13 protein-coding genes, 1 tRNA gene, 2 rRNA genes and 1 riboswitch are annotated in these 16,973 nt (G+C 56.3%); of the genes, 9 read left to right on the forward strand and 7 right to left on the reverse strand.

Translation table 11 applies throughout. The features are described 5' to 3' along the window. The 5 genes from thiS to rsd all read right to left on the reverse strand — a co-directional run bounded on the left by thiS (position 1) and on the right by rsd (position 4,203). Positions 1–201, reverse strand: coding sequence for a sulfur carrier protein ThiS (gene thiS, locus FOY93_RS01110; protein ID WP_032644502.1), 201 nt, complete (start codon positions 199–201; stop codon positions 1–3). Further along, on the reverse strand, positions 185–940 hold the full coding sequence (thiF, locus tag FOY93_RS01115; RefSeq protein ID WP_143344506.1) for a thiazole biosynthesis adenylyltransferase ThiF: 756 nt from the start codon (positions 938–940) through the stop codon (positions 185–187). The genes thiS and thiF overlap by 17 nt, the downstream gene beginning before the upstream one ends. Beyond that, positions 927–1,568 (reverse strand): thiamine phosphate synthase, encoded by a 642-nt coding sequence (gene thiE / locus FOY93_RS01120; RefSeq protein ID WP_143344507.1) that lies wholly within the window; start codon positions 1,566–1,568, stop codon positions 927–929. Before thiE ends, thiF begins: the two co-directional genes overlap by 14 nt. Next, the gene (gene thiC / locus FOY93_RS01125) at positions 1,568–3,463 is read right to left on the reverse strand and encodes a phosphomethylpyrimidine synthase ThiC (protein WP_143344508.1); all 1,896 of its coding nucleotides are present in this window, start codon (positions 3,461–3,463) and stop codon (positions 1,568–1,570) included. The genes thiE and thiC overlap by 1 nt, the downstream gene beginning before the upstream one ends. A gap of 79 nt (positions 3,464–3,542) precedes the next feature. After that, a riboswitch (TPP riboswitch) is annotated at positions 3,543–3,651 on the reverse strand. A 54-nt stretch (positions 3,652–3,705) separates the two neighbouring features. Beyond that, positions 3,706–4,203, reverse strand: coding sequence for a sigma D regulator (rsd, locus tag FOY93_RS01130; protein ID WP_143344509.1), 498 nt, complete (start codon positions 4,201–4,203; stop codon positions 3,706–3,708). A 95-nt stretch (positions 4,204–4,298) separates the two neighbouring features. Here rsd and nudC point away from each other — a divergent pair, with 95 nt between their 5' ends. The 6 genes from nudC to FOY93_RS01160 all read left to right on the forward strand — a co-directional run bounded on the left by nudC (position 4,299) and on the right by FOY93_RS01160 (position 8,651). Beyond that, positions 4,299–5,072 carry an NAD(+) diphosphatase gene (gene nudC, locus FOY93_RS01135; protein ID WP_143344510.1) on the forward strand — a complete coding sequence of 258 codons (774 nt, stop codon included), beginning with the start codon at positions 4,299–4,301 and terminating at the stop codon, positions 5,070–5,072. Between the two features lie 38 nt (positions 5,073–5,110). After that, a complete protein-coding gene (hemE, locus tag FOY93_RS01140) occupies positions 5,111–6,175 on the forward strand; it encodes a uroporphyrinogen decarboxylase (RefSeq protein ID WP_029742041.1) in 1,065 nt (354 codons plus the stop codon). Between the two features lie 9 nt (positions 6,176–6,184). Continuing rightward, positions 6,185–6,856, forward strand: a complete 672-nt coding sequence (gene nfi / locus FOY93_RS01145) for a deoxyribonuclease V (RefSeq protein ID WP_025910411.1) — start codon at positions 6,185–6,187, stop codon at positions 6,854–6,856. A gap of 41 nt (positions 6,857–6,897) precedes the next feature. Further along, positions 6,898–7,488: a YjaG family protein gene (locus tag FOY93_RS01150; protein ID WP_143344511.1), complete on the forward strand. Its 591-nt coding sequence runs from the start codon at positions 6,898–6,900 to the stop codon at positions 7,486–7,488. A 186-nt stretch (positions 7,489–7,674) separates the two neighbouring features. Then, positions 7,675–7,947 carry a nucleoid-associated protein HU-alpha gene (gene hupA, locus FOY93_RS01155; RefSeq protein WP_002445246.1) on the forward strand — a complete coding sequence of 91 codons (273 nt, stop codon included), beginning with the start codon at positions 7,675–7,677 and terminating at the stop codon, positions 7,945–7,947. 11 nt (positions 7,948–7,958) lie between these two features. Then, on the forward strand, positions 7,959–8,651 hold the full coding sequence (locus tag FOY93_RS01160) for a DUF1481 domain-containing protein (RefSeq protein ID WP_115877041.1): 693 nt from the start codon (positions 7,959–7,961) through the stop codon (positions 8,649–8,651). A gap of 58 nt (positions 8,652–8,709) precedes the next feature. Here the strand turns inward: FOY93_RS01160 and purD are convergent, their stop codons facing one another. Together purD and purH are read right to left on the reverse strand one after the other, a co-directional pair. Beyond that, positions 8,710–10,002 (reverse strand): phosphoribosylamine--glycine ligase, encoded by a 1,293-nt coding sequence (gene purD, locus FOY93_RS01165; protein WP_115877042.1) that lies wholly within the window; start codon positions 10,000–10,002, stop codon positions 8,710–8,712. A 15-nt stretch (positions 10,003–10,017) separates the two neighbouring features. Further along, positions 10,018–11,607, reverse strand: a complete 1,590-nt coding sequence (purH, locus tag FOY93_RS01170; RefSeq protein WP_133293560.1) for a bifunctional phosphoribosylaminoimidazolecarboxamide formyltransferase/IMP cyclohydrolase — start codon at positions 11,605–11,607, stop codon at positions 10,018–10,020. A gap of 560 nt (positions 11,608–12,167) precedes the next feature. Between purH and FOY93_RS01175 the strand changes: the two genes are divergently transcribed. The 3 genes from FOY93_RS01175 (at position 12,168) to FOY93_RS01185 (ending at position 16,956) form a co-directional block, all read left to right on the forward strand. Continuing rightward, a 16S ribosomal RNA gene (locus tag FOY93_RS01175) occupies positions 12,168–13,707 on the forward strand. A gap of 84 nt (positions 13,708–13,791) precedes the next feature. Continuing rightward, positions 13,792–13,867 (forward strand) — tRNA-Glu (locus tag FOY93_RS01180). 183 nt (positions 13,868–14,050) lie between these two features. Continuing rightward, positions 14,051–16,956 (forward strand): 23S ribosomal RNA (locus tag FOY93_RS01185). Together the 16S and 23S rRNA genes with 1 tRNA gene alongside form the textbook arrangement of a ribosomal RNA operon. The last annotated feature ends 17 nt before the right edge of the window (positions 16,957–16,973 follow it).

A 16,973-nucleotide genomic window follows, 5' to 3' on the forward strand; every position in this document is an offset into this window, starting at 1 on the left:
TCAGCCCCCTGCGATAACCTGAAACAGCAGGATCTGGTCGCCTTCATTGACCTGCTGATGTTCCCACTGCTCGCGCGGCAGGATCTGTTGATTGAGCGCCAGCGCCGTTCCCGGCTTGAGCTGACGCAGCTTGTCGAGCAGTGCGGCAACGGTAAGCCCGTCGTCGCATCTCATCGGCTCATCGTTAAACAGAATGCGCATCGCGGTCTCCACATACCGGGCAGCGGCTGGCGCGGCGTAACGCCAGCTGGCGCCAGCTGCTGGAGCGGGCATCAAACAGCCGCAGCGTATTGCGTTCCGTCTCCATGCCGCTGAGCAGCTTGATAGCCTCCAGCGCCTGCATGGTGCCCATCACCCCGACCACCGGGCCAAGAATGCCCGCCGTACGGCAGTTGCGCGTCGGTTCGGCATCTTCCGGCCACAGGCAGCGATAGCAACCCTGCGACCACGGCGGGGTCAGGACCATCATTTGCCCGCCGAACCCCACCGCGCTGGCGGTGATAAGCGGCGTATTATTTGCCACGCAGGCGGCGTTAATCGCCTGGCGCGTCGCCATGTTGTCGGTACAGTCCAGCACCACGTCAGCAAGGGCGACTTCACGGCTGAGGTTGTCACCGCTGAGCCGTTCCTGCAGGGCAATCAGCGCGATATCCGGGTTGAGCTGGTTCAGGCGCTGCCGGGTGATTTGCGCTTTCGGCTGGTTGATATCCTCGGTGGTAAAGAGGATTTGTCGCTGCAGGTTGCTGAGGTGAACCTCGTCGTCGTCGGCCAGCACCAGCGTACCGATACCTGCGCCTGCCAGATAAAGCGCGGCGGGTGCGCCTAATCCGCCCAGACCGACAATCAGCACCCGGCTGGCGAGCAGCTTTTGCTGGCCGTCGATGGCGATATCCTCCAGCAGGATCTGACGGCTGTAGCGCATAAAGTCACGATCGTTCATCGCCTGCTCCTGCCAGCTGTAACAGCTGTTCGGTGGCGGACCGCCAGTCTGCGGCCTGGGTGATGGCACTGACGACGGCGATACTGCCGACGCCGGTCTCCAGCACCGCCGGGGCACGTTCAAGGCTGATTCCGCCGATGGCGACGGTGGGGTAATCGGCAAGGCGTTTAACGTGACTTGCCAGCTGCGTCAGACCCTGCGGAGCGGAGGGCATCTGCTTGGTTTGCGTCGGGAAGACGTGACCAAGCGCGATGTAAGAGGGACGGGCCGCCAGGGCCACGTCAATCTCCATGTCATCGTGCGTTGACACGCCCAGACGCAACCCGGCTTCACGGATTGCGCTCAGATCCGTTGTTTCCAAATCCTCCTGACCCAGATGCACGCCGTACGCCCGGTGCTTAACGGCCAGCCGCCAGTAGTCGTTGATAAACAGACGGGCGTTATACCGGCGCCCCAGCGCGATGGCGGCAACCACATCGGCTTCCACCTCGTCATCGCGTTTATCCTTGATGCGCAGCTGGATCGTTCGAACGCCTGTCTCCAGCAGGCGCTCTATCCACGCCACGCTGTCCACCACCAGATAGAGCCCTAAACGGTAGGGAACGGGTGGGAAATCGGGCTGGTACATTACGCCTCCTCTTTTTTGAGGTAGATTTCGCCGCCTTTGGCGCGGAAGGTTTCGGACATGTCCGCCATACCCACTTCAATGGTTTGCGTGGCGGCGTAGTCGCGCACCTCCTGGCTGATTTTCATCGAGCAGAACTTCGGCCCACACATGGAGCAGAAGTGCGCGACTTTGCCCGATTCCTGCGGCAGGGTTTCGTCGTGGTAGGCGCGGGCGGTGAACGGATCCAGCGCCAGGTTGAACTGGTCTTCCCAGCGGAATTCAAAGCGCGCCTTCGACATGGCGTTATCACGGATTTGCGCGCCCGGATGGCCTTTGGCCAGATCCGCCGCGTGGGCGGCAATCTTGTAGGTGATCAGCCCCTGCTTCACGTCCTCTTTGTTTGGCAGCCCGAGGTGCTCTTTCGGCGTCACGTAGCACAGCATGGCGCAGCCGAACCAGCCGATCATCGCCGCGCCAATGCCTGACGTGAAGTGGTCATAGCCCGGCGCGATGTCGGTGGTCAGTGGCCCCAGCGTGTAGAACGGCGCTTCGTGGCAGTGCTCCAGCTCCTCGGTCATGTTGCGGCGGATCATCTGCATCGGCACGTGTCCCGGGCCTTCAATCATCACCTGCACGTCATACTCCCAGGCGATTTTGGTCAGTTCGCCCAGCGTGTGCAGCTCGGCAAACTGCGCTTCGTCGTTGGCGTCACGGATGGAGCCCGGGCGCAGGCCGTCGCCCAGTGACAGAGAGACGTCATAGGCGGCGCAGATCTCGCAAATTTCGCGGAAGTGTTCATAGAGGAAGTTTTCCCGGTGATGGGAGAGGCACCACTTCGCCATGATGGAGCCGCCACGCGAGACGATGCCGGTCAGACGCTTCGCGGTCATTGGCACGTAGCGCAGCAGCACGCCCGCGTGAATGGTGAAGTAGTCCACGCCCTGCTCCGCCTGCTCCAGCAGGGTGTCGCGGAACGCTTCCCAGGTGAGGTCTTCGGCAATGCCGTTGACCTTCTCCAGCGCCTGATAAATCGGGACGGTGCCAATCGGTACCGGGCTGTTACGCAGGATCCATTCGCGGGTTTCATGGATATAGCGGCCGGTGGAGAGATCCATTACCGTGTCCGCACCCCAGCGCGTGGACCAGACCAGCTTTTCCACCTCTTCTTCGATGGAGGAGGTGACGGCCGAGTTACCGATGTTAGCGTTGACCTTCACCAGGAAGTTGCGGCCGATAATCATCGGCTCGGACTCCGGGTGGTTAATGTTGGCGGGGATAATCGCGCGGCCGGCGGCCACTTCGTCACGCACAAACTCCGGCGTGATGTTCTCCGGCAGGCGAGCGCCAAAGCCTTCACCAGGATGCTGATAGCGCAGCACTTCGCTGCGGATACGCTCGCGACCCATGTTTTCACGGATGGCGATGAACTCCATCTCCGGCGTGACGATACCCTGGCGGGCGTAGTGCAGCTGGGTCACGCATTTACCTGCTTTAGCACGTTTTGGCGTCAGCAGGCCGGTAAAGCGCAGCTCGTCCAGACCGTCGTCGGCCAGGCGCTCTTTGGTGTACGCAGAGCTGAGCACGCTCAGCTCTTCGCAGTCGTTACGCGCGTCAATCCACGGCTGGCGCAGCTTTGCCAGCCCCTGCTGGACGTTGATGGCAACATCAGGATCGCCGTATGGGCCGGAGGTGTCATACACCGGCACGGCTTCGTTGTCTTCATACTGCGGATTCTCTTTGCTGCCGCCGATAAGCGTCGGGCTGAGGTGGATTTCGCGCATCGGAACGCGAATATCGTCCTGCGAGCCGGAAATGTAGATGCGTTTCGAGTTCGGGAAAGCGGTGCCTTCCAGGGTGTCGATGAAGTGTTGGGCCTGTGCGCGCTGTTCGCGGCGGGTCAGTTTTGCAGTAGACATAGCTCATTCCAAAAGTGAAGGACATGGCTTGTCAGACGACGGATGAAGCAAGAGAGGATCGCCCGGGGGGCGATACAACAGCAGTGTGACTCTTGTTCCCTTCGCAGGTATTAGCCTGATCAGGTTCCGCGGATCCCGAATTAACGGTCTCAGCCCGGCTTTCGCTCTGGGCACTCCGACAAGAAAAATCCCCCTCGTGAGAGGGGCGAATGGTTGTAAATTACTCGTTAACGATTAAGAACTCAAGCAGGGCGCGCGACGTTCTCTTCGTTACTGATGTTCAAATCATTGTCCAGGGCGAGAGAGATCAGCTTGTCTTCCAGCGTGAATCGCTCCTCCAGCGCTTCGCCGAGGTCGGATAGCGCCTGCTGGAACTCAAGATAGTTATCGTGATCGATGGCGTTCTCAAGCGTGGAATCGTAGTAATCCATGATCTGCTGGGTATTGGCTTCCAGCAGCGGATAGAGCTTGCTGGCCGCTAAATACGGCGTTGTCCCTTCCATTTCGCGGATAATGCGTTCATAAATATTGAAATGGCCGTCGGACAGATAGTCGACCAGGCCCTGACAAAAATCATCCAGCGCTTTTTCGTTCAGTCGCATAAACGATTCTTTGCCAGGCTTAATGCCGACCAGATTGTAATAAGCCACGAGTAGATGCTTGCGCACATGCAGCCAGCGATCCACCAGTTTGTTACTTCCTCTAACGCGCTCAGTCAGGCTTTCTAGCTGGTTTAACATGGTCGACTCCGCAAAGTGTAGGATTGAATCTGCTCATCCAGAATGTAACCACAATGCTAACAACATGTCAGTGAAGCGAAGGTAGTGCAATAGATATGGATCGTATTATTGAAAAATCAGATCTGGGTTGGTGGATCGTCAGCCACGAACAAAAATTATGGTTGCCCGGTGGAGAACTGCCCTACGGTGCGGCGGAAACGTTCGATCTCGTGGGCCAGCCTGCGCTAGAGATCGGCGAGTGGCAGGGTGAGCCCGTGTGGTTGATCCAGCAAGCGCGTCGTCAGGATATGGGATCCGTTCGCCAGGTGTTGGATCTGGACGTAGGCCTGTTCCAGCTGGCGGGGCGGGGCGTGCAGCTGGCGGAGTTTTACCGCTCGCACAAATACTGCGGCTATTGCGGCCATACCATGCACCCGAGTAAAACCGAGTGGGCGATGCTCTGCAGCCACTGCCGCGAACGTTATTACCCACAAATTGCGCCGTGCATTATCGTCGCTATCCGTCGGGATGACTCTATTTTGCTTGCACAGCATACCCGCCATCGCAACGGCATTCATACCGTGCTGGCCGGGTTCGTCGAGGTGGGCGAAACGCTGGAGCAGGCAGTGGCGCGCGAGGTGATGGAAGAGAGCGGGATCAAAGTGAAGAACTTGCGCTACGTCACCTCCCAGCCGTGGCCGTTCCCGCAGTCGCTGATGACGGCCTTTATGGCCGACTATGACAGCGGCGAGATCGTTATCGATCAGAAAGAGCTGCTGGACGCGAACTGGTATCGCTACGACGATTTACCCCTGTTACCTCCGCCGGGCACCGTGGCGCGTCGGCTGATAGAAGATACCGTGGCGATGTGTCGGGCCGAGTATGAGTAGTGTTACACTGAGGCCATGACGCTTAAGGAACTGCAAAAATGACCGAACTGAAGAACGATCGTTATCTGCGTGCGCTGCTGCGCCAGCCCGTTGATGTCACCCCGGTGTGGATGATGCGCCAGGCGGGACGCTATCTGCCAGAGTACAAAGCCACGCGCGCGCAGGCGGGCGATTTTATGTCGCTTTGCAAAAACGCCGAGCTGGCCTGTGAAGTGACGCTCCAGCCGCTGCGCCGCTTCCCGCTGGATGCGGCGATCCTCTTCTCGGATATTCTGACCATTCCGGATGCGATGGGCCTTGGCCTGTACTTCGAAACCGGTGAAGGTCCGCGTTTCACCTCTCCGATCAAAAGCAAAGCCGACGTGGACAAGCTGCCGATCCCCGATCCGGAAGGCGAACTGGGCTACGTGATGAACGCCGTGCGCACCATTCGCCGCGAGCTGAAAGGTGAAGTGCCGCTGATTGGCTTCTCAGGCAGCCCGTGGACGCTGGCGACCTATATGGTGGAAGGGGGCAGCAGCAAAGCCTTCACCATGATTAAAAAGATGATGTACGCCGAGCCGCTGGCCCTGCATGCGCTGCTCGACAAGCTGGCGAAGAGCGTTACGCTCTATCTGAACGCGCAGATTAAGGCGGGCGCGCAGTCGGTGATGATTTTCGATACCTGGGGCGGCGTGCTGACCGGGCGCGATTATCAGCAGTTCTCCCTGTATTACATGCATAAAATCGTTGATGGCCTGCTGCGTGAAAACGAAGGTCGCCGCGTGCCGGTGACGCTGTTCACCAAAGGTGGCGGCCAGTGGCTGGAAGCGATGGCGGCAACCGGCTGCGACGCGCTGGGTCTCGACTGGACCACCGATATTGCCGATGCGCGTCGTCGCGTGGGCGACAAAGTAGCGCTGCAGGGCAATATGGACCCGTCCATGCTTTATGCGCCGCCAGCCCGCATTGAAGAAGAAGTGTCGACTATACTGTCTGGTTTCGGCCAGGGGGAAGGCCACGTCTTTAACCTCGGCCACGGCATTCATCAGGATGTGCCGCCAGAACACGCAGGCGTATTTGTGGAGGCGGTGCATCGGCTTTCTGCCCAGTATCACAAGTAAGGAGTCGTTATGGATCTCGCGTCGCTACGCGCTCAACAAATCGAACTGGCCTCATCGGTGATCCGCGAGGATCGTCTGGATAAGGACCCTCCGCAGTACATTGGCGGAGCAGACGTCGGATTCGAGCAGGGTGGGGACGTGACGCGAGCGGCGATGGTGGTACTGAAATACCCTTCGCTTGAGCTGGTGGAGTACAAGGTCGCGCGTATCGCGACCACCATGCCGTACATTCCGGGCTTTCTCTCCTTCCGCGAATATCCCGCGCTGCTGGCAGCGTGGGAGCAGCTTTCGCAAAAACCTGACCTGCTGTTTGTCGATGGGCACGGGATCTCACACCCGCGTCGTTTAGGCGTTGCCAGTCATTTTGGGCTGCTGGTGGATGTGCCGACCATTGGCGTCGCCAAGAAACGCCTGTGCGGCGCGTTTGAACCTCTTTCATCCGAGCCGGGTGCGCTGGCGCCGCTCATCCATAAAGGCGAGCAGCTGGCGTGGGTCTGGCGCAGCAAGGCACGCTGTAACCCGCTCTTTATCGCTACCGGGCACCGTGTGAGCATGGACAGCGCCCTCGCGTGGGTGCAGCGCTGCATGAAGGGCTACCGCTTGCCGGAGCCGACGCGCTGGGCAGACGCCGTGGCGTCTTCACGTCCGGCTTTTGTTCGTTGGCAGGAAATTCAGCGATGATTCAGGTAAACTGCGCCTAATTTTCGATTCGAGAGATCATCATGCTACAAAACCCAATTCACCTGCGCCTTGAAAAGCTGGAAAGCTGGCAGCACGTCACCTTTATGGCTTGCCTGTGCGAGCGCATGTATCCCAACTATGCCGCGTTCTGCAAGCAGACGGGTTTTGGTGATGGCCATATCTACCGCCGCATTCTGGATCTGATCTGGGAAACGCTGACGGTGAAAGACGCGAAGGTGAATTTCGACTCTCAGCTCGAAAAGCTGGAAGAGGCGATTCCGGTGGCGGATGATTTTGACCTGTACGGCGTCTACCCGGCAATTGATGCCTGCGTGGCGTTAAGCGAACTGCTGCACTCCCGACTGAGCGGTGAAACGCTGGAGCACGCTATTGAAGTCAGTAAGGCATCTATTACGACCGTCGCGATGCTGGAAATGACCCAGGAAGGTCGGGAAATGACCGACGAAGAGCTGCGTGCGAACCCGGCGGTTGAGCAAGAATGGGACATTCAGTGGGAAATTTTCCGCCTGTTAGCAGAGTGTGAAGAACGCGATATTGAGCTGATAAAAGGGCTGCGCGCGGACTTACGAGAGGCTGGCGAGAGCAATGTTGGTATAATTTTTAACCAATGAGACAATAAATCTTGAGATAACGCCCGTTTTGTCGCTCCTCGACTCTTCCCTTTCGCCCCTTGTCTGGTCTACATTTGGGGGGCGAAAAAAAGTGGCTATCGGTGCGTGTATGCAGGAGAGTGCTTTTTTGGCATTTTCGTCGCACTCGATGCTTAGCAAGCGATAAACACATTGAAAGGATAACTTATGAACAAGACTCAACTGATTGATGTAATTGCGGACAAGGCTGATCTGTCTAAAGTGCAGGCTAAAGCTGCTCTGGAATCTACCCTGGCTGCTATTACTGAGTCTCTGAAAGAAGGTGATGCTGTACAACTGGTTGGTTTCGGTACCTTCAAAGTGAACCACCGCGCTGAGCGTACTGGCCGCAACCCGCAGACCGGTAAAGAAATCAAAATCGCCGCAGCTAACGTGCCGGCATTTGTTTCTGGTAAAGCACTGAAAGACGCTGTTAAGTAAGACGCGTGGCAGTGAACAGTTTTAGCGAAGGGGCGGTAACGCCCCTTTTGTCTTTCTGGCGTGGAACGCTCGCGCTGGCAGGCATGCTGCTGCTGTCAGCCTGTAGCCACGACACCTCCCTGCCGCCGTTTACCGCCAGCGGTTACGCGGACAACCAGGGCGCGGTTAGGGTCTGGCGCAAAGATTCCGGCGGCGAAGTTCATCTGCTTTCTGCCTTCAGCCCGTGGCATAACGGCAATACGTCGACTGCGGAATATCGCTGGCAGGGAGATGACCTGTCGCTGATTGAACTGAACGTCTACAGCAAAACCCCCGAACATGTGAAAGTGCGTTTTGACGACCATGGCGAGCTGAGCTTTATGCAGCGCGAAGTCAGCGGTCAAAAACAGCAGCTTTCCAGCGATCAAATCGCCCTCTACCGTTATCGTGCCGAACAAATCCGCCAGACCAGCGATGCGCTTCGTCTGGGACGCGTTGTGCTGCGCCAGGGGCGCTGGCATGCCGATGGGTCGGTGACAACCTGCGAAGGGCAGACGGTCAAGCCTGAGCTCGAATCCTGGGCAACCGAACACATTCAACGCCGTCAGCGTCATTCATCAATGGAAGTGAGCGTGGCGTGGCTTGAGGCGCCGGAAGGCTCTCAGCTGCTGCTGGTGGCGAACGAAGACTTCTGCACCTGGCAGCCGACAGAGAAGAGTTTCTGAGGTAAATCCCCTCTCCCTTGAGGGAGAGGGTCAGGGTGAGGGGGAACAGACGGTTCCGTTACTCCCCCTGCTCGCGTGCAATCGCGCGATAGCCGATATCCTGACGGCTAAAGCTACCGTTCCAGTGAATATCTGCCATCAGCGCATAGGCGCGCTTCTGCGCTTCTGCCACGGTATGGCCCAGCGCGGTTGCACACAGCACGCGGCCGCCGTTGGTGAGGACGCGATCGTCGCCAGCCAGCTTCGTACCGGCGTGGAACACCTTCGCACCTTCAATCTCTTCCAGCGGCAGGCCGTGGATTTCATCACCGGTGCTGTAGTTGCCCGGATAACCACCCGCAGCAATCACCACGCCGAGAGACGCACGCTCGTCCCACTCGGAGGTTTTCTCGTCCAGCTTGCCATCGCAGGCTGCCAGGCACAGATCCACCAGATCGGATTTCATGCGCAGCATGATTGGCTGCGTTTCCGGATCGCCAAAACGGCAGTTGAATTCGATGACCTTAGGGTTACCCTGCTTGTCGATCATCAGACCTGCGTAAAGGAAACCGGTGTAGGTATTACCTTCTGCCGCCATTCCCTTCACGGTAGGCCAGATGATGCGATCCATGGTGCGCTGGTGAACTTCGTCAGTCACTACCGGAGCGGGGGAGTAAGCCCCCATTCCACCGGTATTCGGGCCGGTATCGCCATTGCCCACACGCTTGTGGTCCTGGCTGGTGGCCATCGGCAGAACGTGCTCACCGTCGACCATCACGATGAAGCTTGCTTCTTCACCGTCGAGGAACTCTTCGATCACGATGCGGTGGCCCGCATCACCGAAAGCATTGCCCGCCAGCATATCCTGAACTGCGGCTTCGGCTTCGTCGAGCGTCATCGCGACGATCACGCCTTTACCGGCGGCCAGACCGTCGGCCTTGATAACAATCGGCGCGCCCTTCTCACGTAAGTAGGCCAGAGCAGGCTCCACTTCAGTGAAATTCTGATATTCCGCCGTCGGGATGTTATGACGCGCGAGGAAATCTTTGGTGAAGGCTTTGGAGCCTTCCAGCTGCGCGGCGCCTTCCGTTGGGCCGAAAATTTTCAGGCCCGCTGCGCGGAACGCATCCACCACGCCAATCACCAGCGGCGCTTCCGGGCCGACGATGGTCAGGTCGATTTTCTCGCTCTGGGCAAAACTCAGCAGCGCCGGAATGTCGGTCACGCCGATAGCCACGTTCTGCAGCGCGGGTTCCAGTGCGGTACCGGCGTTGCCCGGTGCCACGAAGACCGTTGTCACCAGCGGAGACTGCGCCGCTTTCCACGCCAGCGCGTGCTCGCGTCCGCCGTTACCAATCACTAATACTTTCATTTTCAGCTCCGGGAATTAATGGCGGAAGTGGCGCATGTCGGTGAAGATCATCGCGATGCCGTGTTCGTCGGCAGCGGCAATCACTTCGTCGTCGCGGATTGAACCGCCTGGCTGGATCACGCAGGTGATGCCCACAGCGGCTGCGGCGTCGATACCGTCACGGAACGGGAAGAAGGCGTCAGAGGCCATGGCGGAGCCTTTGACTTCCAGACCTTCGTCACCTGCTTTAATACCCGCGATTTTCGCAGAGTAAACGCGGCTCATCTGGCCTGCGCCTATCCCGATAGTCATGTTCTCTTTCGCATAGACGATGGCGTTGGATTTTACGAACTTCGCCACTTTCCAGCAGAACAGCGCGTCACGCAGTTCCTGTTCGGTCGGCTGGCGTTTGGTCACCACGCGCAGGTCGGCTTTTGTCACCATGCCCAGATCGCGGTCCTGAACCAGCAGGCCGCCGTTTACGCGTTTGAAGTCCAGGCCCGGCACGCGTTCTGCCCACTGGCCGCAAATCAGTACGCGCACGTTCTGTTTTGCCGCGGTGATTTTCAGCGCTTCTTCGGAGGCCGATGGCGCGATAATCACTTCGACAAACTGGCGGGAGATAATGGCCTGTGCGGTTTCAGCATCCAGTTCGCGGTTGAAGGCGATAATGCCGCCGAACGCGGAGGTCGGGTCGGTTTTGTAGGCGCGATCGTAGGCATCCAGAATAGAGGTGCTTACCGCCACGCCGCATGGGTTGGCGTGCTTGACGATAACGCAGGCCGGCTCGCTGAACTCTTTCACGCATTCCAGCGCCGCGTCGGTGTCGGCAATGTTGTTATAGGAGAGCGCTTTGCCCTGAACCTGCTGAGCGGTCGCAACAGAGGCTTCTTTTACCTCTTCTTCTATATAGAAGGCAGCCTGCTGGTGGCTGTTCTCACCGTAACGCATATCTTGTTTCTTAATGAAGTTCAGATTCAGGGTACGCGGGAAGCGGCCAGAAGGATCTTTGCTTTCACCGTGGTAAGCCGGCACCAGGCTACCGAAGTAGTTGGCGATCATGCTGTCATACGCTGCGGTGTGCTCGAAAGCTTTAATGGCGAGGTCGAAACGGGTATCCAGAGTCAGCGACCCTTCGTTGGCATCCATCTCATTAATAATGGTCTCGTAATCGCTGCTCTTCACCACGATAGCCACATCTTTATGGTTCTTGGCTGCTGAGCGCACCATGGTTGGGCCGCCAATATCAATATTCTCTACGGCATCCTCCAGAGAACAGCCTTCGCGGGCAACGGTCTGGGCAAACGGGTAGAGGTTAACGACAACCATGTCGATCGGCGCGATGTCGTGCTGTTCCATAATGGCGTCGTCCTGGTCGCGACGGCCAAGAATACCGCCGTGGACTTTCGGATGCAGGGTTTTGACGCGTCCATCCATCATTTCCGGGAAACCGGTGTAATCGGACACTTCGGTTACCGGCAGACCTTTATCTGCTAACAGGCGAGCGGTACCGCCTGTAGAAAGCAGTTCTACACCGCGTGCAGAAAGTGCCTGAGCGAATTCAACGATACCGGCTTTATCAGAAACACTGAGCAGAGCGCGGCGGACTGGACGACGTTGTTGCATGGTAAATCCCCTGGATTTCACGATTACAGAGAGCGTTAGATGAATTTTCCTGCGAAAAACTCATCTAACACACCTGACGAGGCATCCTTGTTAAGCGCGAGCATTTTAACGAAAACGTTTGCGCAACGCTCGCACATTTTCACTTTTTCGCATCACTGTGGATAACTTTGTGCATAAAAGGGTATAAGGCGGGGTTTTGCTGGGGAATGCAGCAGTCAGTCATTTTTTTGCAACTTTTCGGTTGCGGTCGTTCGCGAACTCCCTATAATGCGCCTCCATCGACACGGCGGATGTGAATCACTTCACAAACAGCCCGGTCGGTTGAAGAGAAAAAATCCTGCAATAACGGGTTGACTCTGAAAGAGGAAAGCGTAATATACGCCACCTCGCAACGGTGAGCGAAAGCCGCGTTGCACTGCTCTTTAACAATTTATCAGACAATCTGTGTGGGCACTCAAAGTGACATGGATTCTTAACGTCGCAAGACGAAAAATGAATACCAAGTCTCTGAGTGAACATGCGTAATTCATTACGAAGTTTAATTCACGAGCATCAAACTTAAATTGAAGAGTTTGATCATGGCTCAGATTGAACGCTGGCGGCAGGCCTAACACATGCAAGTCGAGCGGTAACACAGGGAGCTTGCTCCTGGGTGACGAGCGGCGGACGGGTGAGTAATGTCTGGGAAACTGCCTGATGGAGGGGGATAACTACTGGAAACGGTAGCTAATACCGCATAACGTCGCAAGACCAAAGAGGGGGACCTTCGGGCCTCTTGCCATCAGATGTGCCCAGATGGGATTAGCTAGTAGGTGGGGTAATGGCTCACCTAGGCGACGATCCCTAGCTGGTCTGAGAGGATGACCAGCCACACTGGAACTGAGACACGGTCCAGACTCCTACGGGAGGCAGCAGTGGGGAATATTGCACAATGGGCGCAAGCCTGATGCAGCCATGCCGCGTGTATGAAGAAGGCCTTCGGGTTGTAAAGTACTTTCAGCGGGGAGGAAGGCGTTGAGGTTAATAACCTCAGCGATTGACGTTACCCGCAGAAGAAGCACCGGCTAACTCCGTGCCAGCAGCCGCGGTAATACGGAGGGTGCAAGCGTTAATCGGAATTACTGGGCGTAAAGCGCACGCAGGCGGTCTGTCAAGTCGGATGTGAAATCCCCGGGCTCAACCTGGGAACTGCATTCGAAACTGGCAGGCTAGAGTCTTGTAGAGGGGGGTAGAATTCCAGGTGTAGCGGTGAAATGCGTAGAGATCTGGAGGAATACCGGTGGCGAAGGCGGCCCCCTGGACAAAGACTGACGCTCAGGTGCGAAAGCGTGGGGAGCAAACAGGATTAGATACCCTGGTAGTCCACGCCGTAAACGATGTCGACTTGGAGGTTGTGCCCTTGAGGCGTGGCTTCCGGAGCTAACGCGTTAAGTCGACCGCCTGGGGAGTACGGCCGCAAGGTTAAAACTCAAATGAATTGACGGGGGCCCGCACAAGCGGTGGAGCATGTGGTTTAATTCGATGCAACGCGAAGAACCTTACCTACTCTTGACATCCAGAGAACTTTCCAGAGATGGATTGGTGCCTTCGGGAACTCTGAGACAGGTGCTGCATGGCTGTCGTCAGCTCGTGTTGTGAAATGTTGGGTTAAGTCCCGCAACGAGCGCAACCCTTATCCTTTGTTGCCAGCGGTTAGGCCGGGAACTCAAAGGAGACTGCCAGTGATAAACTGGAGGAAGGTGGGGATGACGTCAAGTCATCATGGCCCTTACGAGTAGGGCTACACACGTGCTACAATGGCGCATACAAAGAGAAGCGACCTCGCGAGAGCAAGCGGACCTCATAAAGTGCGTCGTAGTCCGGATTGGAGTCTGCAACTCGACTCCATGAAGTCGGAATCGCTAGTAATCGTAGATCAGAATGCTACGGTGAATACGTTCCCGGGCCTTGTACACACCGCCCGTCACACCATGGGAGTGGGTTGCAAAAGAAGTAGGTAGCTTAACCTTCGGGAGGGCGCTTACCACTTTGTGATTCATGACTGGGGTGAAGTCGTAACAAGGTAACCGTAGGGGAACCTGCGGTTGGATCACCTCCTTACCTTAAAGAACCTGCCTTTGTAGTGCTCACACAGATTGTCTGATGAAAAGTAAATAGCAAGGCGTCTTGCGATTGAGACTACACGTCCCCTTCGTCTAGAGGCCCAGGACACCGCCCTTTCACGGCGGTAACAGGGGTTCGAATCCCCTAGGGGACGCCACTTGCTGGTTCGTGAGTGAAAGTCACCTGCCGTCATATCTCAAAACTGACTTACGAGTCACGTTTGAGATATTTGCTCTTTAAAAATCTGGATCAAGCTGAAAATTGAAACGACACATCTTTAATGGTGTGTTTGAGTCTCTCAAATTTTCGCAATCAGAAGTGAAACATCTTCGGGTTGTGAGGTTAAGCGACTAAGCGTACACGGTGGATGCCCTGGCAGTCAGAGGCGATGAAGGACGTGCTAATCTGCGAAAAGCGCCGGCGAGGTGATATGAACCTTTGACCCGGCGATGTCCGAATGGGGAAACCCAGTGCAATTCGTTGCACTATCGTTAACTGAATACATAGGTTAACGAGGCGAACCGGGGGAACTGAAACATCTAAGTACCCCGAGGAAAAGAAATCAACCGAGATTCCCCCAGTAGCGGCGAGCGAACGGGGAGCAGCCCAGAGTCTGAATCAGCTTGTGTGTTAGTGGAAGCGTCTGGAAAGTCGCACGGTACAGGGTGACAGTCCCGTACACGAAAGCACACAGGTTGTGAACTCGAAGAGTAGGGCGGGACACGTGGTATCCTGTCTGAATATGGGGGGACCATCCTCCAAGGCTAAATACTCCTGACTGACCGATAGTGAACCAGTACCGTGAGGGAAAGGCGAAAAGAACCCCGGCGAGGGGAGTGAAAAAGAACCTGAAACCGTGTACGTACAAGCAGTGGGAGCACCTTCGTGGTGTGACTGCGTACCTTTTGTATAATGGGTCAGCGACTTATATTCTGTAGCAAGGTTAACCGTATAGGGGAGCCGAAGGGAAACCGAGTCTTAACTGGGCGTTAAGTTGCAGGGTATAGACCCGAAACCCGGTGATCTAGCCATGGGCAGGTTGAAGGTTGGGTAACACTAACTGGAGGACCGAACCGACTAATGTTGAAAAATTAGCGGATGACTTGTGGCTGGGGGTGAAAGGCCAATCAAACCGGGAGATAGCTGGTTCTCCCCGAAAGCTATTTAGGTAGCGCCTCGTGAACTCATCTTCGGGGGTAGAGCACTGTTTCGGCTAGGGGGCCATCCCGGCTTACCAACCCGATGCAAACTACGAATACCGAAGAATGTTATCACGGGAGACACACGGCGGGTGCTAACGTCCGTCGTGAAGAGGGAAACAACCCAGACCGCCAGCTAAGGTCCCAAAGTCATGGTTAAGTGGGAAACGATGTGGGAAGGCACAGACAGCCAGGATGTTGGCTTAGAAGCAGCCATCATTTAAAGAAAGCGTAATAGCTCACTGGTCGAGTCGGCCTGCGCGGAAGATGTAACGGGGCTAAACCATGCACCGAAGCTGCGGCAGCGACGCTTATGCGTTGTTGGGTAGGGGAGCGTTCTGTAAGCCGTTGAAGGTGGCCTGTGAGGGTTGCTGGAGGTATCAGAAGTGCGAATGCTGACATAAGTAACGATAAAGCGGGTGAAAAGCCCGCTCGCCGGAAGACCAAGGGTTCCTGTCCAACGTTAATCGGGGCAGGGTGAGTCGACCCCTAAGGCGAGGCCGAAAGGCGTAGTCGATGGGAAACAGGTTAATATTCCTGTACTTGGTGTTACTGCGAAGGGGGGACGGAGAAGGCTATGTTAGCCGGGCGACGGTTGTCCCGGTTTAAGCATGTAGGCGGAGGTTCCAGGTAAATCCGGTACCTTATTAACGCTGAGGTGTGATGACGAGGCACTACGGTGCTGAAGTAACAAATGCCCTGCTTCCAGGAAAAGCCTCTAAGCATCAGGTAACATCAAATCGTACCCCAAACCGACACAGGTGGTCAGGTAGAGAATACCAAGGCGCTTGAGAGAACTCGGGTGAAGGAACTAGGCAAAATGGTGCCGTAACTTCGGGAGAAGGCACGCTGATATGTAGGTGAAGCCCCTGCGGGTGGAGCTGAAATCAGTCGAAGATACCAGCTGGCTGCAACTGTTTATTAAAAACACAGCACTGTGCAAACACGAAAGTGGACGTATACGGTGTGACGCCTGCCCGGTGCCGGAAGGTTAATTGATGGGGTTAGCGGCAACGCGAAGCTCTTGATCGAAGCCCCGGTAAACGGCGGCCGTAACTATAACGGTCCTAAGGTAGCGAAATTCCTTGTCGGGTAAGTTCCGACCTGCACGAATGGCGTAATGATGGCCAGGCTGTCTCCACCCGAGACTCAGTGAAATTGAACTCGCTGTGAAGATGCAGTGTACCCGCGGCAAGACGGAAAGACCCCGTGAACCTTTACTATAGCTTGACACTGAACACTGGTCCTTGATGTGTAGGATAGGTGGGAGGCTTTGAAGCGTGGACGCCAGTCTGCGTGGAGCCGTCCTTGAAATACCACCCTTTAATGGCTGGTGTTCTAACGTAGACCCGTAATCCGGGTTGCGGACAGTGTCTGGTGGGTAGTTTGACTGGGGCGGTCTCCTCCCAAAGAGTAACGGAGGAGCACGAAGGTTAGCTAATCCTGGTCGGACATCAGGAGGTTAGTGCAATGGCATAAGCTAGCTTGACTGCGAGAGTGACGGCTCGAGCAGGTGCGAAAGCAGGTCATAGTGATCCGGTGGTTCTGAATGGAAGGGCCATCGCTCAACGGATAAAAGGTACTCCGGGGATAACAGGCTGATACCGCCCAAGAGTTCATATCGACGGCGGTGTTTGGCACCTCGATGTCGGCTCATCACATCCTGGGGCTGAAGTAGGTCCCAAGGGTATGGCTGTTCGCCATTTAAAGTGGTACGCGAGCTGGGTTTAGAACGTCGTGAGACAGTTCGGTCCCTATCTGCCGTGGGCGCTGGAGAATTGAGGGGGGCTGCTCCTAGTACGAGAGGACCGGAGTGGACGCATCACTGGTGTTCGGGTTGTCATGCCAATGGCACTGCCCGGTAGCTAAATGCGGAAAAGATAAGTGCTGAAAGCATCTAAGCACGAAACTTGCCCCGAGATGAGTTCTCCCTGAGACTTTAAGTCTCCTGAAGGAACGTTAAAGACTATGACGTTGATAGGTCGGGTGTGTAAGCGCAGCGATGCGTTGAGCTAACCGATACTAATGAACCGTGAGGCTTAACCTTACAACGCCGAAGATGTT

It is taken from the genome of Enterobacter sp. 18A13, from assembly GCF_007035975.1.
GTDB lineage: Bacteria > Pseudomonadota > Gammaproteobacteria > Enterobacterales > Enterobacteriaceae > Enterobacter > Enterobacter vonholyi.